Source organism: Streptomyces sp. A2-16 (assembly GCF_018128905.1).
In the GTDB taxonomy this organism is placed as follows: Bacteria; Actinomycetota; Actinomycetes; order Streptomycetales; family Streptomycetaceae; genus Streptomyces.
This window is the reverse complement of sequence record NZ_CP063808.1, coordinates 3,117,946-3,138,383: the sequence shown is the minus strand read 5'-3', so window position 1 is coordinate 3,138,383 and position 20,438 is coordinate 3,117,946. Positions and strand designations below refer to the sequence as shown.

Here is a 20,438-nt window from a genome sequence, read left to right as displayed (position 1 = left end):
TCTCCGCTCAAGAGGAACCCCACCCGGCCGGGGGGTGCGCGCCGCCCCCGTCCCCACGGTGCGGCGCGATCGGGCAGCCGTCCAGTCATCCCGTGGACGGCGGCCCGGGTCTCAGGTCAGGCCGAGTGCCGGCAGCACGGCGGCCTCCACGAACCGGACCAGGTAGTCCGGGTCGGCGTACTCCCCGTCGACCACGGGACGCGCGCGGATGACGCCGAACAGCTGGGCCGGGATGTACTCCAGCGCCGGGTGTCCGGCGGCGATCTCGCCCCGGTCGACCCCACGCTGGAGAATGTGCCTCAGTGCGGCGATCTCCGGATCGACCAGCGCCTCCCGCAGGGCCCGCGCGAGTTCCGCGTCCTGGGTGACGGCGTGGCCGAGTGCCTGGAGCAGCTTGGTGTCGTGCATCGACCACCGGCCCGCGGCCCGGGCGGCCTCGCGCAGGTCGTCGGCGAGCGATCCGGTGTCGATCCCGTCGAACTTCGACCTGCGGCGGGAGCGCAGCGCGGCCACCACGAACTGGGGTTTGGTCTTCCACTGCCGGTAGAGGGTGGACTTGCTGCAACGCGTGCTGGCGGCGACACCCTCCATGGTCACGGCGTCGTATCCGCATTCACGGATCTGTTCGAGTACGGCGTCGAAGAACTCCTGCTCACGCTCCGGCGTGATCTTGGAGCGGCGCGAGGCGGCGACCGTCTCCGGTCCGTCCGCGGCCTGCGACGTCATCGGCTCTTCCCCTTGTCTCGCTCCGGCGGCCGGCGTGCTGCACGGTCGCCGCGTTTCATTCCCGGATTCCAGTGTGGCGTATGTCTATCGATACGTGAGTGTACCGGTACCCGACCGTATCGGTACACTTGCGTATCGGTACGACGCCGTATCGATTAGTTTTGGAATCCGCACCGGTCACCACCTCGTTCGGATTCAGCACCTGCACCACCGTCAGCGAAAGGGCCGGGGGAATGAATGCCCGCACCGAGCCTTCAGAAGCGGAGCCGGACGCGACAGCGCGGCCGCCGCTCGTCCGTGAGCTCCTGCTCGTCGTAGGACTCTTCCTCGTCTACAAGTTCGGCCGGCAACTGGTCACGGGCCACACCACCGAGGCCTTCCGCAACGCCGACCGCGTGTGGGACTGGGAACGGACCCTGCACCTGCCCTCGGAGGGCTCGGTGCAGTCGCTGCTGCTGCACGGCGACACCCTCGCGCACCTGGCGAACACCTACTACGCGACCGTCCACTTCCCGGCCACGGTCGCGTTCCTGGTCTGGCTGTACCTCAAGCGCCCCGCCCACTACGTCTGGGCCCGGCGCGTCCTCGCCGCGCTGACCGGCGCCGCCCTGGTGCTGCACCTCGTCTTCCCGCTGGCCCCGCCGCGGATGCTGGCGGCGGCCGGGCTGGTCGACACCGCCAAGGTCTACGGCCCCTCCGTGTACGGCCCGCCGCAGACCGACACCCTCTCCAACCAGTTCGCGGCGATGCCCTCGCTGCACTTCGGCTGGGCCCTGATGGTGGCGATCGGCCTGATCGTGGCGACCCGCTCGCGTCACCGCTGGCTGTGGCTGCTGCACCCGCTGGTGACCCTGGTGGTCATCGTCGGCACGGCGAACCACTACTGGATGGACGCGATCGTGGCCGCGGCCCTGCTCGGCATCGCCCTGGCGGTCATCCACGCGCCGCGGCGGACGGTCACGACCGCGGGCCGGGCGCAGGAGCGGCTCGCGTCGGCCGACCCCAAGGAGAACGTCCTGGTCGGAGCGGGCCGATGAACGCCACCCTGCTCGCCGTAGGACTGTCCCTGCTCTCCTCCGTCGCCTACGCGGCCGCCGCCGTCGCCCAGGAGCGCCTCGCCTCCCGCAACCCCGGCACCGGTGTGCTGCGGATGCTGGGCTCGGGTGCCTGGTGGGGATCGGTCGGGCTCAACGCGGCGGCGGCGCTGCTGCACGTCGTCGCGCTCAAGTACGGCCCCCTGACCGTGGTCCAGCCGCTCGGCGCCCTCACCCTGGTCGCCGCGGTGCCGCTGGGCGCGCGGATCGCGGGGCGCCGGGTCGGCGCGACGGAGTGGCGGGGCACCGCGTACACCCTGGCCGGCCTCGCCGCGATCCTGGTGGTGGCGTCCGGCTCCGCGCCCGGGAAGGTGCTGAGCACCTCCGAGGCGGTGGCGGTGGCCGCGGTGACGGCGGCGCTGATCGGGCTGCTGGCCCGTCCCGGCGCCCGGCCCGGGATACGGCACGCGTCGGCGTCCGGGGTCGCCTCGGGAGTGGCCTCCGCGCTCACCCAGACCGTGACGGTCGCCGCGACCGACCGTTCCCAGTCGCTCCTCAGCGTCCAGGTGATCGGCGTGGCCCTGCTCGTGGCGGCCTTCGCCGCGGGTGGGCTCCTGCTCTCCCAGACCGCCTACCGCGACGGTCTGGGCGCCCCGCTGGCGGTGGTGACCCTGGCCAATCCGGTGGCCGCCGCTGTGATCGGCCTGTCCCTCCTGGGCGAGGGCCTGCGGGGCGGCGCGGCGGGCGTCCTGCTGGCGCTGGCGGGAGCGGGCCTGGCGGCGTGGGGCGTCGTGCTGCTGACCCGGATGCCCCAGGTCCCGGCGGACGAGGAACACCCGGTGGCGGCGGTCCTGAGGCTGGAGCCGTCGACGGCGTCGGTGGAACCGGCGCTGCGGGACATGGGCGTGCCCCGGCAGCCCGAGCCGGGGCACCTGACCGCGCTGTAGGCCGGCTCAGCCGAACCCGCGAGCGTCCTGCTTCAGCGCCGTGTCCACGGTCAACGCCGTGGCGACGACCAGGCTCAACAGCGGTTCGGGCAGTTGGTAGTGGATCTGCAGCACGTAGTTGTCCGCGGTCGTGAACATCGTCTTGGCGAGTCCCTCCCACGTCTTCGTGATCCGGGCGACCTCGTTCTCCGTGTGGTCGACGATCGCGAAGTTCCAGGCCCGCCAGTTCTCGGCCTTGATGGCGCCGACCTGCTGCCCGTCCACGTTGATCGCGAAGTTGATCTTCCCGATGACGTTCTGCTGGACGATCTCGCCCACCTGCGACCCGTCCGGGCGCTGCACGATCACCCGGGACTTGAGGAACTTCGCCGGCCGTGTCAGCAGGAGCACCGGCTGACCGTGGGCGTCACGGATCTCCAGCTTGTGGGTCATGTACTGGTCGAGGCTGGAGACGAAGCGCAGCACCTTCTTCAGCGCGCTCTGCCCGACCTGGGTGACGGAACCGAGCTGGTTGCCGTTCTGATCCATGACCTTGTACTCGTTGGTCACCTCGATCAGCTTGGCCTTCTGGTTCACCACGAGCACCGGCTCGGTGAACAGCGTGCCGCCGCCCGTGCCGTCCGCCGTGACCCCGGCCTGCTGCTGCACCTGACGCTGCACGCGCGGGTCGGGACCGGCCGACTGCTGCGGCATCTGGGGAGTCTGAGGCGCCTGCCCGGCCCCCTGCTGCTCGCTGTTGGTGTGCTGGGTCCACTGCGCCCCGTCCCAGTAACGGAGCGTCTGGGACGCTCCGTGCGGATCGGGGTACCAGCCTGCAGGTGTGTTCGAATGCGTGGTCACCGGGGCACACTACCCCGGCACGATCACTGTTCGGCCACCTGTTCGGCGGTACCCCGACCGCCTTTACCTGGTGATTACGGCCGGGTCGCTCACCCCGGGACGCCCGTTCTCGACATGTCCGGCGAACCGTCGCACAAAGGCCGCGTCGCTCTCGGACGTGACCGTCAGGTCGTACCAGCGCCTCCCGGCCTTGAGGTCGAAGGTGTGCCGGACGGTGGACCCGGCCCGCACCGTGAACGTCTTCGTCCGGCCGCCGTAGCCGCTCACGACCTGCAGACGGACCGTGCCGGAGCCCTTGTTGGTGAAGGACAGCTCGACGTCGTCGCCGCGGTGGCGGGCGGTGACCTCGGGACCCGCGGCCTTGTTCGACCCCTTGAAGGCACGCAGGAAGCCGCCGGGACCGTGCACGGTCAGGTCGTACGACCCCTTCGAGTACGCCGAGTTCCAGGTGTCCGAGACGGTCTTGCCGGCCTCGGTGGTGTAACTCCAGGGTCCGTCCGTGCGGTTGCCGGAGGTCACCAGGAAGGCGGCACCGGCCTTGGCGCCGGAGGCGAAGGCGAGCGTGAACTTCCCGCTCTTCGCGTCCACCGAACCGTCCACGTGCGGGGCGTACTTGAGCGGTCGGGCGGGGCGCAGCCCGCGCTCCTGCTTCGGCAGGGCACCGACGGCGGGCGGGACCGGCACGTAGTCGGGGTGGCGCTCGCGGTCCGGCGGTTCGTAGCCGTCGGTGTCCGGGAGGGCGACCGGCCTGGTGTCCTTGCGGGAGAAGTCGAAGGCCGAGGTGAGATCACCGCAGACCGCGCGCCGCCAAGGCGAGATGTTGGGCTCGTGGACGCCGAACCGGGTCTCCAGGAAGCGGATGATCGAGGTGTGGTCCAGCGTCTCTGAGCAGACGTAACCGCCCTTGCTCCAGGGCGAGACGACGAGCATGGGCACGCGCTGGCCGAGTCCGTAGGGTCCGGCCGGGTGGCCGGCGTCGCCCTTGAAGAGGTCGAGGGCGGGGTCGACCGTGGACTTGCCCTGCGCGACGGATCCCGCCGGGTACGCCGGGACCACGTGGTCGAAGAAGCCGTCGTTCTCGTCGTAGGTGATGAACAGGGCAGTCCTCGCCCAGACCTTCGGGTCGGAGGTGAGCGCGTCCAGGACCTGGGCGATGTACCAGGCACCGTAGTTGGCGGGCCAGTTGGGGTGCTCGGTGAAGGCCTCGGGGGCGACGATCCAGGAGACCTGGGGCAGCTTCCCGGCCTTGACGTCGGCCTTGAGCCGGTCGAAGTAGCCCTCGCCCTTGGTGTAGTCGGTGCCGGTGCGGGCCTTGTCGTACAGCGGGTCGCCGGGCTTGGCGTTGCGGTACTGGTTGAAGTAGAGGAGCGAGTTGTCGCCGTAGTTGCCGCGGTAGGCGTCCGGGATCCAGCCCCAGGAGCCGTTCGCGTCGAGGCCGTCGCCGACGTCCTGGTAGATCTTCCAGGAGACGCCGGCCTTCTCCAGGCGCTCGGGGTAGGTGGTCCAGCCGTAGCCGACCTCGTCGTTGCCGAGGACCGGGCCGCCGCCCTGGCCGTCGTTGCCCGTGTACCCCGTCCACATGTAGTAGCGGTTGGGGTCGGTCGAGCCGATGAACGAGCAGTGGTAGGCGTCGCAGATGGTGAAGGAGTCCGCGAGGGCGTAGTGGAAGGGAATGTCCTCGCGGGTCAGGTACGCCATGGTCGTGGACCCCTTGTTCGGGACCCATTTGTCGTACTTGCCCCCGTTGAAGGCGGCGTGTCCGTCGTTCCAGCCGTGCGGGAGGTCCTGGATGAACTGCAGGCCCAGGTCGTCGGCCTCGGGACGGAACGGCAGGATCTCCTTGCCGTTCCCGTCCGTCTGGTGCCAGACGGACTTGCCGTTGTCCAGCGTCACCGGGCGCGGGTCGCCGAAGCCGCGCACGCCTCTGAGCGAGCCGAAGTAGTGGTCGAAGGACCGGTTCTCCTGCATCAGGACGACGACGTGCTCGACGTCCTCGATCGTCCCCGTGCGGTGGTGGGCCGGAAGGGCGGCGGCGCGCTGGATGCTGTTCGAGAGCGCGCTGAACGCCGTCGTGGCACCCGCGAGTTGGAGGAATCTGCGCCGGTTGACGTCGGACATGAGTGAGGGACCTCTCAATCCTGCGCATCGATGGCCCGAATGTGACGGAAGGTGCGCGCAGCGAGTGTTCCAAGCCCACCAAACGTCAGGGAAGGGTCCGGTGGCGCTGATGTGAAAGTCGCGGGTACGGGAGGTGTTGCGAGCCTCGGGCGGGGAATGGCCGCGATCATGACAGAGACGACACGTCCGGACGCGCCGCCGACGAAACGGCCCGTACGCCAGCTCCTCGCCGCCTCCGTCGGCAACGCCGTCGAGTGGTACGACTGGTACGCCTACACCTTTCTGGCCACCTACATCGCCGCCGCGGTCTTCCCCAAGGGCGCGGACAACTCTCTGGTGCCGCTCCTGTCGACGTTCGCGGTGTTCGCGGTGGGGTTCTTCATGCGGCCGGTCGGCGGGCTGCTGATGGGGGCGATCGCGGACCGGCACGGGCGGCGGGCCGCGCTGACGGTCACGATTCTGCTGATGGGCGGCAGCAGTCTGCTGGTCGGACTGACGCCGACGTACGCGGCGGTCGGCGTCCTGTCCCCGGTCGTGCTGGTGCTTGCGCGACTGCTCCAAGGGCTTTCCGTGGGCGGGGAGTTCGCGGCCTCGACGACCTTCCTGGTCGAGTCCGCGGGGCCCGGCCGGCGCGGGCTGTTCTCCAGCTTCCAGTACGTGTCGACGACCGCGGGCCAGCTCGTCGCGTCCGGGATCGCCACCGTGCTGGTGGACACGCTCAGCGAGGAACGGATGGACGGCTGGGGCTGGCGGGTGCCGTTCGTGCTCGGGGCCGTACTGTCCCTGGTCGGGTTCTGGATCCGGCAGGGTGCGCAGGAGACGCGGAGCGAGGAGCAGCGCGGCGGCCCGCGTCCCGGTCTGCTGGAGGCGTTGCGCCGCCATCCGCGCGAGTCCCTGCTGATCTGCGGGATCACGATGGGCGGCACGATCGCGTACTACACGTGGACGTCGTATCTGCCGACGTACGCCGAACTCAACGCCGGTGTCGAGAAGTCCGACGCACTGCTCGCCGGGACGATCTCGCTGGCCTTCTTCGGCCTGCTCCAGCCCCTGGGAGGAATGCTGTCGGACCGGTTCGGGCGTCGGCCCCTGCTCCTCTTCTTCGGGGTGGGCTTCGCGCTGCTGAGCGTGCCGCTGCTGCACGCGCTGCGGGACTCGTTCGCCGTGCTGTTGCTCGTCCAGTGCGCGGGCATGGTGCTGCTGACCGGGTTCACGTCGATCAGCGCGGCGGTGAACGCGGAGGTGTTCCCGCCACGGGTGCGGGCGGCCGGGATCGGTTTCCCCTACTCCCTGACGGTCGCCCTGTTCGGCGGGACGGCGCCGTACGTGGGCACGCTGTTCAAGGAGTGGGGGTACGGGGGGTTGTTCCCCTGGTATGTGGCGGTGCTGTGTCTCGGGTCCTCGCTGGTGTACCTGCGGTTGCCGGAGACCGCTCATGCGGAGCTGCGGCGGTGAGGGCCAAGGCCCTCTTCGCCACCGCCGTTCCCGACCTCAGCGCCGTGACGGGGTCCGCCGCCTCGTCCAGCTCGATGAGGACCGTGTGGGCGCCCGGTGTGCGGGACATCGCGTCGGCCCAGCCCGCCCAGTCCACGATCCCCTGGCCCAACTCGGTCATGTACGGCTGCTGTTGGGCGTACACGGTGTCGTCGACGGTGAGGTGGACGTCGATCGGGCGCACCGCGTCCTTCCAGTGGGCCAGGGCGATGCGCGGGGCGTGGCGGCGGGCCACGGCCACGGGGTCGCCGCCGCCGAGGGCGATGTGGCAGGAGTCGGGGCACAGCCAGACGTAGCGCGGGTCGGTGAGGGCCATGAACAGGTCGATGTCCCGCTCGTACCAGAGGGTGCTGTTCGACTCCGTGTGGAAGGCCAGCTTCACCCCGTACCGGGAGACCGCCTCGCCGACCGCGTGCGCGATGTCGGCCATGCGGGTCATGTAGGCCGCGTCGACGAAGAAGGGCGGGCGGGTGCCGTACGTCGTGCGCATCGGCAGCCCGGCGACGAGGAGTCCGGCGCCGGTCTCGGCGAGGAAGGCGGCGCGGCGCTCGGCGTCGGCGACGATCGCGGGCAGGTCGTCGCCGTGCCGCCAGTCGGGGGCGTCGCTCTCGGCGACGAAGGCGCTGACGACCGCGAGGCCGCGGGCCGAGAGTTCGCGGCGGAACCCCTCTGCGCTGCCGAAGGCCCGCAGGGCCGAGTCCATCCCGCCGGGCGCGAACGTCAGCTCGACACCGGTGACCTCGGTCTCGGCCAGGGTGTCCATCACCCGGTGCCAGAAGCGGTCCGGATGCGCTGCGGCCCAGTCGCGCACCGCCTCGGCGGACTCCAGGTCCCAGAACCCGGGGTGATAGAAGGTGATGACGTCCGTGGCGAACCGGGGGTTCATTCGGCTCCTCCGCGCGCGTTGTAGACGACGACACCGTCGGACTCGTCCACGGCCTTGCGGTAGCCGCGGAACACGGCGAGCGCCTCGTCCCGCAGGACGTCCCCCACGACCTCGATGCCGCGTGCCTCGAACTGCTCGGCCCAGTCGGAGCGGACCGGGCCCTCGTCGAACGTGGTGATCTCCTCCAGTTCCGGGCCCTGACCCGCCACCACGAGGCCGCGCACCCCGGACCACATCGTGGCGCCGTAGCACTGCACGCAGGGACGCCAGTTGACGACCAGTTCATGGGCGGGCAGACCGTCGGCGCCGAGGTCCCAGCCGCCGGTCGCCTTCTGGGCGAGGCCCAGCGCGACGACCTCGGCGTGCGCACTGGAGACGCCCGTGGACAGGACGACGTTCACGCCGACGGAGACGATCCGGCCGCTCTCGCGCTCGGCGACGAGCGCCGCGAACGGACCGCCGTTGCCCTCGCGCCAGTTGCGGTCGGCGAGGCGGTGGACGAGACGCATCCGGTCCTCGCGGGAGGGCGCGACGGCGGGTACGTCGGCGAGTTCGTCGTCGATCCACGCGGGCAGGGCCACGCGGTATTCCTTCGCGATGTCGATCACGGTTCGGTTCCTCTCGGATGGTTCAGGTGCTCACGCGGCCACGGCACGGGCGGCCCGTACCGCGGTGACCGCGCCGGTCAGGGTGACGTTGGCGGCCATCGCCGTGGGAACGACTCCGTTGCCCGCCAGATACAGGTTGTCGAAGCCCCAGACCCTTCCGTCCGGGTCGCACACACTGGTGCCGTCGTCGCTGACGCCCGCCCTGACGGTGCCGGTGAGATGGAGCGACGAGCCGGGCGGGAGCACCCTGCACTCGGTCGCGGGGTCGAAGGGGCCGAACTCCTCGGCGACGGAACGGACCTCGTCCAGCGCCCGTCCGATCAGCGCCCGGTCGGCGTCGGAGTGGTCGAACTCGACCCGGATGCGGGGCAGTCCGGCGAGGTCGGTCTCGGTCGCCGAGAACACCAGCCGGTTCTCCGGGCGGGACTCGACGGGGACGTACAGCGACAGGCCCACGGAATGCGCGAGCCGTCGGCCCTCCTCGTCGACGTACGTGCGGTTCATGATCTGGCCGTGGAAGGGCTGCGCGGTTCCGTTGCAGGGCAGCCAGAGCGAGTCCGTGCTGAACTCGCCGGGGCGCGGCAGGGGCAGGTCGTCGAGGTCGAGGCCGAACCGGTCGAGGTCGAGGAGGACCCGGGCGGTGACGAAGGCGTGCTCGTTGAGGTGGCGGCCGAGCGCCGGGGGCCGGATGCCGGAGGCGAACAGGAGTTGGGGGGTGCGCAGGGCGTCGGCGCACACCACCACGGTGTCCGCGCGCAGTTCCGACTCGGCGCCGTCGGCTACGCGGCGCAGCCTGGCGCCCGCGACCCGGCCGTCACCGGCCCTGGTCAGGGAGGTGACCAGGGTGCCGGTCAGCAGGGTGAAGGCGGGGTCGGCGCCGGTGGCGATCGCGGGGAAGATCGTCCCGGGTGCGGTGCGGGGCATCGGGCCCGACGGGGTGGGGGTGACGGCCATGGGCATGGGCTGGGGCGCCCGGTCGCCCGGTCCGAGTGCGCCGTAGCGGCGGTTGAGGACGTCGAGCACGAGTTCGCCGACCTTGGTCGGGCCGATCGCGGCGGGTGTGACGGCGAGGAGCCGGCGCGCGGTGTCGAGGTCGGAGCTCCAGCGGCCGGGGTCCCCGAAGTCGAACACCTCGTCCCCGGCCGGCCACGGGGTCGCCGCGGTCCAGTGCACGCCCATGCCGCCCGCGTTCCAGGCGAGCGCGGCCTGCGGCATCGCCTCGGCGTCCTCGCCGAAGGCGAGCGCGTGGAACATGCCGGGGCTCAGGTCGGTGAGGCGGTCGGCGACCTCGCGGACCACCTCGGCGCCGGTGTACATGCCCTGGATGCCGGTGGCGACCTGTTCGTTGTAGCGGGACCACAGCTCGGGGTCGTCGAGGTCGTGCAGGTGCAGGCCGGGCGCACCGCCGATCGCGGTGCCGCCGTCGACCATGGTGATGCGCAGACCGGGGTCGCCGTCGCGCAGCAGGCGGGCCACGAGGGATCCCATGATGCCGCTGCCCACGACGAGGACGTCGGTGCGGGGGTGGTGCGTCAAGTGAGGCTCCAGCAGGAGGAGTTGTGGGGGGTTCACTGGCTCGGGACGGGCGGGCCGAACAGCTCGGTGTCCATGCGGTCCAGGGCCAGCTTCACCGCGCCGACGAGCGGGGCTTCGTGGCCGAGCGCGGTGGCGCGCAGTTCGACCGCGGGGGTGCGGGCGTCCCGGAGCGCCGCCCGCACCCGGGGCAGCAGGACGTCGGCCGCGCCCTCCAGACCGCCGCCGAGCACGATGAGCGAGGGGGCGACCGTCCAGGACAGGGTGGTGAGGATCGACGCGATGTTCTCCACGAACTCGTCGACCTCGGCGAGCGCGGCGGCGTCCCCCGCCCGGGCGGCGTCGAACCGGGCGCGGGCGAGGGCGCGTTGGGCGGGCAGCGGCGAGGTGAGTGCGGCCACGGTCCGGTCCTCGACCGAGCCGGCCGGCATCGACGGCGCCTCGACGATCTCGCCCGCGGCACCGTCGAGACCGCGGTGCACGGCCCCTCGGATGAGGATGCCGAGACCGGTCCGGTTCCCGAGCATCGCCCATACGACGTTGTCGTGGTCGTCGGCCACCCCGCGCCAACGCTCCGCCAGCGCACCGAGGTTGGCGTCGTTGTCGGCGAACCAGGGCACCGGGACGCGCCGGGCGAACTCCTCGGGCAGATGCACGCCCTCCCAGCGCGTGGTGTGCACCAGGCGCCGTACGACCCCTTCGTCGTCGATGGCTCCGCCCGCCGCGACCGCCCCGGCGCGCAGCCGGTCCACCGAGCCGCCGGCGTCGTCGAGAGCGCGCAGCACCAGTTCGGCCGCGTCGTCCAGCGTGGTTCGCGGATCCTGGTAGGAGCGCAGCGGCCGGTGGGCGCGGCCCAGGATGCGGCCGCGCACGTCGGCGACGACCGCGGACACGTCGACGGTGGTGATGCGGACGGCGGCCAACAGGGCGTGTTCGGCGCGCAGTTCGTAGCGGCGGGCCGGGCGTCCGGCCGAGCCGCTGATCGGCACCCGGTCCAGTTCCGCGACCCAGCCCGCCTCGACCAGGGAGTCCAGGACGATCTCGACGGTGCGGCGGGACAGGGCCGTCTGCCCGGCGAGCTCGGACAGCTTCCGCGGTCCGGCGGACACCGCCAACGCCCGCAAAATCACTGCGGTGTTGACCCGTCGTACGGCGCTCTGGTTCATCCCCGACATCAGCATGTCCCTGCTCCCGTCCCGGTCACGGGGTCGTACACGCCCCGGGTGTCGGCCGCGAGGGGCGCGCCCGGGCGGCCGTATTCGCGGGCCGGGTCGCCGGGTGTGCCGGTGGCCCGGGCCCAGGGCGGTGTCCCGCCGTGCACGAAGGCGACGAGGTCGGCGTGCATCCGGGCGGCGAGGTCCGCGGGCGGGTTCGGGCCGAGCGCTTCCGGGACGCCCGGCGCGTCGAGGAGGTCGAAGAAGAACGGGAGGTCGACGCAGTGCACGGCGCCGCCGAGGGCCGGCGAGGGCCACTCGAAGGAGTACAGCCAGGTGCCGGCGGGGGCCTCGCGCCGGGCGGCCGCGACGCGGATGCAGGCGGAGCGGAACAGGGTGTCCGTGATCCGGGTGCCCCGGGCGCGGTCCTCCGGAGCGCCCGCGCCGTCGAACTCGTCGCCGGTGGCGCCGAGGAGGAGCGGGACGTCGTGTCCGTACGCGGTGAGGCCCTCGGCGACCGGGACCGGCAGGATGTCGTCACCGACGACCGGGCCGAGGGGCGGCCTTTCGGCGCCGCGCAGGTCGAGGACGGCCCGTTGGAGCTGTTCCGGGGTGCGGCGGGCGAATCCGGCGCGGGTCGGTGGCACCCCGAGGCTGTGCCCGAGCCCGGCGAGGAACGCGTCCGGCGGGTCCATGTCGAAGAGCCCGCCGGACAGGCTCGCCGCGCGGCGGAAACGGCCCCGGGCGGCGGGTGACGAGAGCAGCGCGAGCACCGCGGCTCCCCCGGCCGACTGACCGGCGACGGTGACCCGGTCGGGATCGCCTCCGAACGCGGCGATGTTCTCCTGCACCCAGTCGAGCGCGAGCAGCAGGTCGCGCAGCCCGAGGTTGTGCGGTACGTCGTCGAGCACGGCGAACCCGTCGACGCCCAGCCGGTAGCCGACGGTGACGGTGACGACGCCGTCCCGGGCGAAGGGCCGGCCGTCGTACCAGGGGCTGGCGGGGCTCCCGGCCAGGAATCCGCCGCCGTGGATCCACACCAGCACCGGACAGGGCTCCGGCCGCGCCGCGGGGGCCGTGACGGACAGGTTCAGCACGTCGTCGCCCGGCACCGAGGGCTCGGGGATCGTGGTCACGGCGAACAGCGGCACGCGCTGCGAGGTGGCGCCGTGCCGGGACGCGTCGAAGGGCTCGGAAAAGGCTCCGCGCGGGACCGGCGGGGCGAACCGCCGCTCTCCGATGGGTGCTTCGGCGTACGGGATGCCCAAGTACCGTCGTACGTCCGCGTCCTGGCGTCCGACCACCGTGCCCGCGGGAGTGTGCAGGATCGACTCCGTCATGGTCATCGCATGCCCGTTCCCGCGATGCCCTGCACGAAGTACCGCTGCAGGAAGAGGAAGAGCACGAGGACCGGCAGCATCACGACGACGGCTCCGGCGAGCAGCAGGCCGTAGTCGGTGACGTGTGCGGCGGCCTGGCTGGTGGCGGCGAGGCCGACCGGCAGGGTGTAGGTGGACATGCTCTGGGCGACGATCAGCGGCCAGATGAAGTTGTTCCAGGAGTTCAGGAACGACATGATCGTGATCGTGGCGACGGCGGGTCCGGCCAGGGGCAGGAAGATCCGGAAGAAGATGCGGAACTCTCCGGCGCCGTCGATGCGGGCGGCCTCCAGGAGTTCGTCGGGGACCGACAGGGCGTACTGGCGCATGACGAAGACGGACATCGGCAGCGCCGCGCTGGGCAGGGCGATCCCGGTGAGGGTGTCCGCGAGGCCGGCGTCGACGGTGATCACGAACTGCGGGACGAACACCGCGGTGAAGGGCACCATCAGTGCGGCCATGACCGCGCCGAACGCGAGCCTCCGGCCCGCGAAGTCGAGCTTGGCGAGCGCGTAGCCGGCGGCCGACGCCGCCACGACGTTGCCGGCCACCACCATCAGCGCGACGACGACGCTGTTGCCCAGGAACGTGCCGAAGCCCTGGGTCTCGAACAGCCGGGTGAAGTTGCCGAAGGTGAGGTGGTGCGGGAACAGGGCGCCGGGGTCGGAGCGGATGTCGTCCAGGCTGCGCAGGGAGCCGCTCACCCCCCAGGCGAAGGGCACGGTCGTGAGCAGCGCGCAGACCACCAGGGCGGCGTACAGCAGGGAGCGGGCGATACGGGTCGTGGTCATGTGCGGGACCTCAGCAGCCGGAACTGGACGACACTCACGACCATCACCAGCACGAGCGTCACGAAGGACGCCGCCGAGGACATCCCGAACTCGCCCGCCCCGAACTGGCGGTAGGTGTAGAGCGCGACCGACTCGGTGGAGCCCAGCGGGCCGCCGCCGGTGAGCAGATAGGGCTCGTCGAAGACCTGGAGGTAGAAGACGGTCAGCAGGACGGAGACCATGAGGGTGGTCGGCAGCAGCAAGGGCAGGGTGATGTGCCGCAGTTGCCGCCACCGCCCCGCACCGTCGAGGGCGGCGGCCTCGTACACGTCCTGGGGCACGGCCTGGAGACCGGCGAGGAACAGCACCATCGCCGTACCGAAGTTGCGCCAGACACCGAGCAGGACGACGACCGGCATGGCCAGGTTCGGGTCGTCCAGCCAGTTCGGTCCGGCGAGGCCGACCGCGCCGAGCACCTTGTTGACGGTGCCGTCGGTGTGGAAGGCGTACTGCCAGATCAGCGCGGCGGCCACCACGTTGGTGACGACGGGGGCGAAGAAGACGGTACGGAACAGGCCGCGCAGCCGCCGTACGCCGGAGTTCAGCGCGAGGGCCAGCACGAACCCGGTGACCATCGTCAGCGGTACGCCCACGGCCACGAAGAGGCCGGTGTTGAGGAGGTCCCGGACGAAGGTGTCGTCCTGGAACAGCCGTACGTAGTTCTCGACGCCGGTGAAGTCGACGGCGAACGGGGTGCGCAGGTCGGCGCCCCGGATGTCGGTGAGGCTCAGGCCGAGGGCGGCGACGGTGGGGATCGCCGTGTAGACCACGAAGACGACGGCGAACGGGGCGAGGAACAGCCAGGCCACGGCGGTGCGCCGGGCGCGGGAGGCCCTGCGCGCCGCCGCCTTCGGTGCGACCGCGGTCTCCCGGGTCGCCGGTGCGAGGGTGGAGGCCATCACTTCCTACCGGTGCCGACGCTCTCGGCGTACGCCTGGATGTTCGCGGCCGCCCCCGCCGCGGTCTCCTTGCCCTTGGCCACCGCCTCCATCTCCTTGCCCAGCCGGGTCGCGACCTGCTGCCAGGTGCTGATCTGCGGAAACGCCCGGGTGTTCTTGAGCTGGGTGAAGAAGGCGTCCAGGAGCGGCTGGTTCTTGATGGCCGAGTCGTCCCAGGCGGTGATGACGGCCGGGAGCGAGCCGTACGCCTTGTACTGCGCGACCTGGGTGCTCGGCGCGGCCAGGTACCGGACGAGCTTCCAGGCGGCGTCCGCGTTGCCGCTGCCGGCGAGGACGCCCCAGGTGCCGCCCGCGGAGAAGGTGACGCTGCTCGACGCTCCGGCGGGCAGCGGGGCGGTGGCGACGTGGGCGGACGTCCAGCCCTTCTTCTTGGCCGCGGTGTCGAGCTGGCCGAGGACCCAGGGCCCGGTGATCATGGAGGCCGTCTTCCCGGAGACGAAGTACGGCTGCGCGTCCAGGAAGGTCGGCCCGCTGGTGTCGGCGGCCCCGGAGGTGAAGAAGTCGGCGTTGTACTTCAGGGCGGCGGCCATCTGGGGGGTGTTCAGGTTCCACTTGCCGTCGGAGGTGACGAGGGAGCCGCCGGCCTGCCAGGCGTACATGGCGACGTCCTGGCCGTTGAAGATGTCCCAGCCGATGTCGGCCCCGAGTCCGCGAGCCGCGCCGGCACCCTGGAGGGCCTTGAGGAAGGGCTCCATGTCGGCCCATGCCTTCGGCGCCTCGACGCCCGCCTTCTTGGCCAGATCGGATCGGTAGACGAGGGCGTACGTGTACGCGTACCAGGGCACCGTGTACGCCACGCCGTCCACGACCCCGGCGTCCCAGAGACTCGTGAAGAAACTGCTCTTGTCGACCAGGCCGTCCGGTACGGGCAGCAGGGTCGAGGAGTCGAGGAACTGGGCCTGCGACTCGGGGAAGAACTGGGCGATGTCCGGCCCCTTGCCCGCCGCGATCGCCGCCTGGAGCTTGGTGTAGTACTCGGCGTTCGGTATGAGCGTGGTCTTGACGACCACGTCGGGGTTGGCCGCCTTGAACGGCTTGACGACCGTGCCGAGCACGTCGGCGTCGCCCTGGGCGGCCCAGACGTTCACGGTGCCGGTGGCCGGGGACGCGTCGACCTTCTTGGCGCCGGCGGTGGCGGCCGTGTCGTTGCTGCGCCCGCAGCCGGCGAGGGGCAGGGCGGCGCCGAGCGCCATGCCGGCGGTCAGCCGCAGGGCGCTGCGGCGGGAGAGATTGGGCACGGGGGACTCCTGTCACACGAGGTGCAGAGGACAGTGGGGTGGTGTGGGGGCTGTGCGGCTGACGCTATGAACCGCGTGTTTCGGCCATGTGGCGGTCCCGGCCTTCAATAATTTCGGAACTTGTAGCGAAATCGGCCCGACGCTCGGTGTGCGAGGTGGAGCCCGGCGCAAGGTGGGGCCCGCGCGAGGCGAACCCACCACAGGCGGCGAGGGCCCGGGCGCTTCGTGCGCGCCCGGGCCCTCGCCGCCTGTGGTGGGGGTGTGCTAGCTGTGCCCGCCGCCGGTGAACTTCTCGAAGGTGTGGCTGAAGGCCCAGGTGTCCTGGGCGATGCCGGAGCAGGAGTCGGAGCCGCCGGTGCCCGGGCAGCCGCCGTTGTCGCGCTGGAGTGCCCAGAACGAGAGGGTGTTGATCCGCTTGGCCTCGGCCCACTTCTCCACCGCGACCGCGTTCTCGACGGTGAAGGTCTCCTCGGGGCCGTAGTCGTCGATGCCGGGCATCTCGATGATGCCGATCATGCTCCACAGCTTCGCGGAGCTCTTGTGCGGGTGGAGCGCGGCGAGCTGGGCGTGCAGACCCTCGGCGGCCGTCACCGTGTCGGCCGCCATGTCGTGCGTGGCGCCGTCGTAGTAGTCGAACGTCATGAGGTTGACGACGTCCACGCGCGCGCCGTTGTCGACGGCGTTCTGGAGCACGGCGAGGCCGTTGGCCTCCAGACCGTGCGTGGAGGTCGGCAGGGTGTAGGAGAACTGGACGGTGCGGCCGGTGCGTTCGGCCCAGCGCTGGACCTTGGCGATCGCCTTGTTGCGGCGGTCGATCCCGGCGGTGTTGTTGATCGAGTCGCCCTCGACGTCGAGGTCGATGCGGGTGATGCCGTACGTCGTGACGAGGCTCTTGAACACCTCTGCGATGGCGTCGACGCTGGTGCAGCTGTCGGCCAGTTCGGTGCCGGTGGTGTCAGCGGACCAGCCGCCGAAGGAGGGGATGACGTTGCCGCCGCGCGCCTGGATGGTGGCGATGTCGCGGCCGAAGGTCGTCTTCGAGATCGGCTGGTCCGTCTCACCGTTCCAGTAGGCGGAGCACGAACCCGCCGCGGCCGTCTGGAGGAAGGCCAGGGTGAGGTACTTGTTGCCGGAGGCGGCGGCGAGCGCGGCCGGGCTCTCGCCGGTCCAGGACTCGAAGTAGGGCGCCGCCACATGGGCGGGCAGGGGCTTGCCGAAGGCCGGGAGCGAGGGCGCGGAAGGCGCCGCGAGCGCGCTCCCTCCCCCGAGTCCGACGAGCCCCGCGGACAGAGCGCTCACGCTCAGACAGGACAGCAACGCACGAAGGTGACCAGGTCGTCTCACTGACGCTCCCAGGGGGAAAGGGCATGCGGGTACTGCGGAATCGCGGTACCGCGGGAAGAACCGTGCCCCATGATTGGACTAGACCATATAACTGTCAAGGTTCTTTACAATTAGCTTGCCCAGCCGTCTCCGTCCGGTGGCGAAGTCCGTGGCCACCCGGGCTCCTTGCGTCCGGCAAGTCCTCGTCCCTACCCTTGACCGACAGCGGAACCGTCCGCCACGCAGGCTGTGACCTGGCACTTTCCGCTCAACCTTCCGTGAGGCGGAAGCAGCGTTGCGCGTCGGCGAGGCCCTTCACGACGATGTCGCCACCACCCAACGACGGGAGCCGCAACGATGCCGCACATGACCGCGTTCGCCAGGAACCAGTGGTACGTCGCCGCCTACAGCCATGAGGTCGGGCGCGAGGAGCTGCTCGGCCGGACGATCCTCGGTGAGCCGCTCGTGTTCTACCGGACCGAGGAGGACGGGACGCCCGTCGCGCTCGCCGACCGGTGCGTGCACCGCCGGTTCCCGCTGCACGAGAAGCCGAGCCGGCTCGACGGCGACCGGATCGTGTGCGGGTACCACGGGTTCACGTACGACACGACGGGCACCTGTGTGTACGTGCCGGGGCAGAAGCGCGTACCGCGGACCGCCCGCGTCGCCTCCTACCCCATAGCCGAGCTGGACTCCCTGATCTGGGTGTGGATCGGCGACCCGGCGCTCGCGGACGCCGACACCATCCCGCGGGCCCGGCACCTCGACTCCCCCGGGTGGGTCACCGTCCGCGGCATGGAGCCGATCGACGCCGACTACGGACTGCTGGTCGACAACCTCCTCGACCTCTCCCACGAGACGTATCTGCACGGCGGCTACATCGGCACCCCCGAGGTCGCCGAGACGCCGATCACCACGGAGGTCGACGAGGGCGCCGGCATCGTGCGGGTCAGCCGGCACATGGACGACGCCGCCTGCCCGCCGTTCTACGCCAAGTCCACCGGCATCGAGGGGCGGATCACCCGCTGGCAGGACATCGAGTACCACGCTCCCTGCCTGTACCTGCTGCACAGCCGCATCGCCCCGGTGGGTGTGCTTCCCGAGGCCGACGGCAGCGACCCGAACGGCTTCCACACCGAGATCACGTACGCCATCACGCCGTCGAGCGACGGGCACGTGTACGACTTCTGGATGGTCTCGCGCGACTGGGCGACCGAGGACGCCGAGGTCACCGAGTTCCTGCGGGGCAACAACCACACCGTCGTCATGCAGGACGTCGACGCGCTCAACCTGCTCCAGAGGACGCTCGGCACCGAGCGCTCCGGCTACCAGGAGCTGAGCATCAACATCGACACCGGCGGTCTCGCCGCCCGCCGCATCCTCGCCCGGCTGGTCGAGGAGGGCGACAAGCCCGTGGAGAAGGTCCTGTGAGTGCCGGAGCCACCGGGGAGATCTACCGCATCGACTGGCTGCCGGGCACCGACACCCTGCACGGCACCTGTCACTGCGGCCGCGAGCACACCTCCCAGGACCCGATCGAGATGTGGGAGTGGATGCTCGCGCACCCGAACGGCCACGCCCCGCGGGAGGACGAGCCGCAGGACACCGGCCGCAGGAACACGAACGGCGAGGAAACAGCTCATGAGTGACGCGTACGAAGCCGAACTCGTCGTCGACCGCAGGGACGTCGCGGCCGACGGCGTGCTCGCCCTCACCCTGCGCCACCCGCTGGGCGAACAGCTCCCGGCCTGGGAGCCCGGCGCCCACATCGACGTGGTGCTCGGGCCGGGCCTCGAGCGCCAGTACTCCCTGTGCGGCGATCCCGCCGACCGCACCGCCTGGCGGATCGCCGTGCTGCGCGAGCCCGCGGGACGCGGTGGATCCGCCCATGTGCACGAGCAGGTGGAGCGGGGCGGCAAGGTCAGGGTGCGCGGTCCGCGCAACCACTTCGCGCTGCGGTCCGCGCCCCGCTACCGCTTCATCGCGGGCGGCATCGGCATCACCCCGATCCTGCCGATGCTCGCGGCGGCGGAGGCCGAGGGCGCCGAGTGGACCCTGCTCTACGGCGGGCGCACCCGCGCCTCCATGGCGTTCACCGGCGAGTTGGGCCGGTACGGCGACCGCGTCACCGTCGCTCCCCAGGACGAGACCGGCCTCCTGGACCTCGCCTCGGTGCTGGACGGCGTCCCCGAGGACACCCTCGTCTACTGCTGCGGACCCGGCCCGCTGCTCGACGCGGTGGAGGAGCGCTGCCCGGCCGGTCTGCTGCACGTCGAGCGGTTCGCACCGAAGGAGCAACCGGAGGGCGAGAACACGGAGTTCGAGGTCGAGCTCGCGCAGACCGGCACGACGATCACCGTGCCCCCGGACGTCTCCGTGCTCGACGCCGTCCGCGCCTGTGGCGTGGAGGTGCTGTTCTCCTGCACCGAGGGCACCTGCGGCACCTGTGAGACCGACGTCCTCGACGGCACCCCGGACCACCGGGACTCGGTGCTCACGGACGAGGAGCGGGAGGCCGGGGAGACGATGATGATCTGCGTGTCCCGGTGCCGGGGGAAGAAGCTCGTGCTGGACCTGTAGCCATCCGGAGGTCGGTCTCGATGCCGGCCACGGTCTCCAGCAGCGCCGGCAGCAGGTCCCGCCGGACCGCGGCGAGGGTCGTACGCCCCGCCTGCACCGGGATGTTGACCGCCGCCACCACCTCGCCGTCCCGGTCCCGGACCGGGGCGGCGATCGAGCGCAGGCCCTCCTCCAGCTCCTGGTCGACGAGGGCGTACCCCTGCCGTCGCACCCGTTCCAGTTCCGTCCGCAGCAGTTCGGCGGAGACGATCGTGCGGTCGGTGAGCGGGGTCAACTCGGCCCGGGCGAGCCGTGTTTCGACCTCCTCCTCCGGCAGGTGCGCGAGGATCACCCGCCCCACGGAGGTGGCATGGGCGGGGAAGCGGGTGCCGACGGTGATCGCCGCGGTCATGATGCGGCGCGCGGGCACCCGGGCGACATAGACGATGTCGTCACCGTCGAGCACGCACAGGGACGACGACTCCCTTGTGTTCTCGACCAGTTGCTCCAGATGCGGTTCGGCGATCTGGGCCAGCGAGAAGCTCGACAGGTAGGAGTAGCCGAGCTCCAGCACCCGCGGGGTGAGCCGGTAGGCACGGCCGTCGGCGCGGACGTATCCGAGGTCGGCCAGCGTCAGCAGGAAGCGGCGGGCCGCCGCGCGGGTCAGTCCGCAGGAACGGGCGACCTCGCTGAGGGTCAGTTCCGGGTGGTCGGCGTCGAAGGCGCGGATCACCGCGAGGCCGCGCTCCAGGGAACGGACGAAGTGGGGGGCGCGGTCTGCTTCGGGCATCGTCGCCTCCGTCGAGCAAC

19 protein-coding genes are annotated in these 20,438 nt (G+C 71.3%); 6 read left to right on the top strand and 13 right to left on the bottom strand.

The genetic code is table 11. The annotated features are described in order from the left end of the window. Positions 1–111: 111 nt before the first annotated feature. Positions 112–726, bottom strand: a complete 615-nt coding sequence (locus tag IOD14_RS14120) for a TetR/AcrR family transcriptional regulator (protein ID WP_123994110.1) — start codon at positions 724–726, stop codon at positions 112–114. A gap of 233 nt (positions 727–959) precedes the next feature. Here IOD14_RS14120 and IOD14_RS14115 point away from each other — a divergent pair, with 233 nt between their 5' ends. Beyond that, positions 960–1,763 carry a phosphatase PAP2 family protein gene (locus tag IOD14_RS14115; RefSeq protein ID WP_123994111.1) on the top strand — a complete coding sequence of 268 codons (804 nt, stop codon included), beginning with the start codon at positions 960–962 and terminating at the stop codon, positions 1,761–1,763. Then, complete coding sequence (locus IOD14_RS14110) at positions 1,760–2,707, top strand: hypothetical protein (protein ID WP_123994112.1); 948 nt, start codon at positions 1,760–1,762, stop codon at positions 2,705–2,707. The genes IOD14_RS14115 and IOD14_RS14110 overlap by 4 nt, the downstream gene beginning before the upstream one ends. A gap of 6 nt (positions 2,708–2,713) precedes the next feature. Here the strand turns inward: IOD14_RS14110 and IOD14_RS14105 are convergent, their stop codons facing one another. Continuing rightward, entirely contained in the window at positions 2,714–3,547 is an 834-nt protein-coding gene (locus IOD14_RS14105; RefSeq protein ID WP_123994113.1) for a phospholipid scramblase-related protein, read from the bottom strand. A gap of 63 nt (positions 3,548–3,610) precedes the next feature. Beyond that, the gene (locus IOD14_RS14100) at positions 3,611–5,665 is read right to left on the bottom strand and encodes a phospholipase C, phosphocholine-specific (RefSeq protein ID WP_123994114.1); all 2,055 of its coding nucleotides are present in this window, start codon (positions 5,663–5,665) and stop codon (positions 3,611–3,613) included. A gap of 156 nt (positions 5,666–5,821) precedes the next feature. On the opposite strand from IOD14_RS14100, the gene IOD14_RS14095 reads away from it, so the two are divergent. Continuing rightward, positions 5,822–7,120: an MFS transporter gene (locus IOD14_RS14095; protein WP_123994115.1), complete on the top strand. Its 1,299-nt coding sequence runs from the start codon at positions 5,822–5,824 to the stop codon at positions 7,118–7,120. Here IOD14_RS14095 and IOD14_RS14090 read toward each other — a convergent pair. The 9 genes from IOD14_RS14090 to IOD14_RS14050 form a co-directional block, all read right to left on the bottom strand. Then, the gene (locus IOD14_RS14090) at positions 7,005–8,045 is read right to left on the bottom strand and encodes a sugar phosphate isomerase/epimerase (protein ID WP_212670401.1); all 1,041 of its coding nucleotides are present in this window, start codon (positions 8,043–8,045) and stop codon (positions 7,005–7,007) included. The two genes, IOD14_RS14095 and IOD14_RS14090, sit on opposite strands and share 116 nt — an antisense overlap. Then, entirely contained in the window at positions 8,042–8,653 is a 612-nt protein-coding gene (locus IOD14_RS14085; RefSeq protein ID WP_123994117.1) for a nucleoside deaminase, read from the bottom strand. The genes IOD14_RS14090 and IOD14_RS14085 overlap by 4 nt, the downstream gene beginning before the upstream one ends. 30 nt (positions 8,654–8,683) lie before the next feature. Then, positions 8,684–10,189 carry a GMC oxidoreductase gene (locus IOD14_RS14080; RefSeq protein WP_212670400.1) on the bottom strand — a complete coding sequence of 502 codons (1,506 nt, stop codon included), beginning with the start codon at positions 10,187–10,189 and terminating at the stop codon, positions 8,684–8,686. Positions 10,190–10,221: 32 nt separating this feature from the next. Further along, a complete protein-coding gene (locus tag IOD14_RS14075) occupies positions 10,222–11,367 on the bottom strand; it encodes an ROK family transcriptional regulator (RefSeq protein ID WP_123994119.1) in 1,146 nt (381 codons plus the stop codon). Next, the gene (locus IOD14_RS14070) at positions 11,361–12,686 is read right to left on the bottom strand and encodes a carboxylesterase family protein (protein WP_212670399.1); all 1,326 of its coding nucleotides are present in this window, start codon (positions 12,684–12,686) and stop codon (positions 11,361–11,363) included. The genes IOD14_RS14075 and IOD14_RS14070 overlap by 7 nt, the downstream gene beginning before the upstream one ends. After that, on the bottom strand, positions 12,683–13,510 hold the full coding sequence (locus tag IOD14_RS14065; RefSeq protein ID WP_212670398.1) for a carbohydrate ABC transporter permease: 828 nt from the start codon (positions 13,508–13,510) through the stop codon (positions 12,683–12,685). Before IOD14_RS14065 ends, IOD14_RS14070 begins: the two co-directional genes overlap by 4 nt. Then, positions 13,507–14,448, bottom strand: coding sequence for a sugar ABC transporter permease (locus tag IOD14_RS14060; RefSeq protein WP_174269389.1), 942 nt, complete (start codon positions 14,446–14,448; stop codon positions 13,507–13,509). The genes IOD14_RS14065 and IOD14_RS14060 overlap by 4 nt, the downstream gene beginning before the upstream one ends. Beyond that, positions 14,448–15,746: an extracellular solute-binding protein gene (locus IOD14_RS14055; RefSeq protein WP_212670397.1), complete on the bottom strand. Its 1,299-nt coding sequence runs from the start codon at positions 15,744–15,746 to the stop codon at positions 14,448–14,450. Before IOD14_RS14055 ends, IOD14_RS14060 begins: the two co-directional genes overlap by 1 nt. A gap of 264 nt (positions 15,747–16,010) precedes the next feature. After that, positions 16,011–17,045 (bottom strand): chitinase, encoded by a 1,035-nt coding sequence (locus tag IOD14_RS14050; RefSeq protein ID WP_348540886.1) that lies wholly within the window; start codon positions 17,043–17,045, stop codon positions 16,011–16,013. A 381-nt stretch (positions 17,046–17,426) separates the two neighbouring features. Between IOD14_RS14050 and IOD14_RS14045 the strand changes: the two genes are divergently transcribed. The 3 genes from IOD14_RS14045 to IOD14_RS14035 are packed head-to-tail and all read left to right on the top strand — an operon-like array spanning position 17,427 to position 19,649. Beyond that, positions 17,427–18,500 carry an aromatic ring-hydroxylating dioxygenase subunit alpha gene (locus tag IOD14_RS14045; protein WP_174269391.1) on the top strand — a complete coding sequence of 358 codons (1,074 nt, stop codon included), beginning with the start codon at positions 17,427–17,429 and terminating at the stop codon, positions 18,498–18,500. Beyond that, positions 18,497–18,718, top strand: a complete 222-nt coding sequence (locus tag IOD14_RS14040) for a hypothetical protein (protein ID WP_123994226.1) — start codon at positions 18,497–18,499, stop codon at positions 18,716–18,718. Before IOD14_RS14045 ends, IOD14_RS14040 begins: the two co-directional genes overlap by 4 nt. Continuing rightward, a complete protein-coding gene (locus IOD14_RS14035) occupies positions 18,711–19,649 on the top strand; it encodes a PDR/VanB family oxidoreductase (protein ID WP_212670395.1) in 939 nt (312 codons plus the stop codon). Before IOD14_RS14040 ends, IOD14_RS14035 begins: the two co-directional genes overlap by 8 nt. Here the strand turns inward: IOD14_RS14035 and IOD14_RS14030 are convergent. Next, positions 19,564–20,418, bottom strand: a complete 855-nt coding sequence (locus IOD14_RS14030; RefSeq protein WP_123994228.1) for an IclR family transcriptional regulator C-terminal domain-containing protein — start codon at positions 20,416–20,418, stop codon at positions 19,564–19,566. The two genes, IOD14_RS14035 and IOD14_RS14030, sit on opposite strands and share 86 nt — an antisense overlap. Positions 20,419–20,438: the final 20 nt, after the last annotated feature.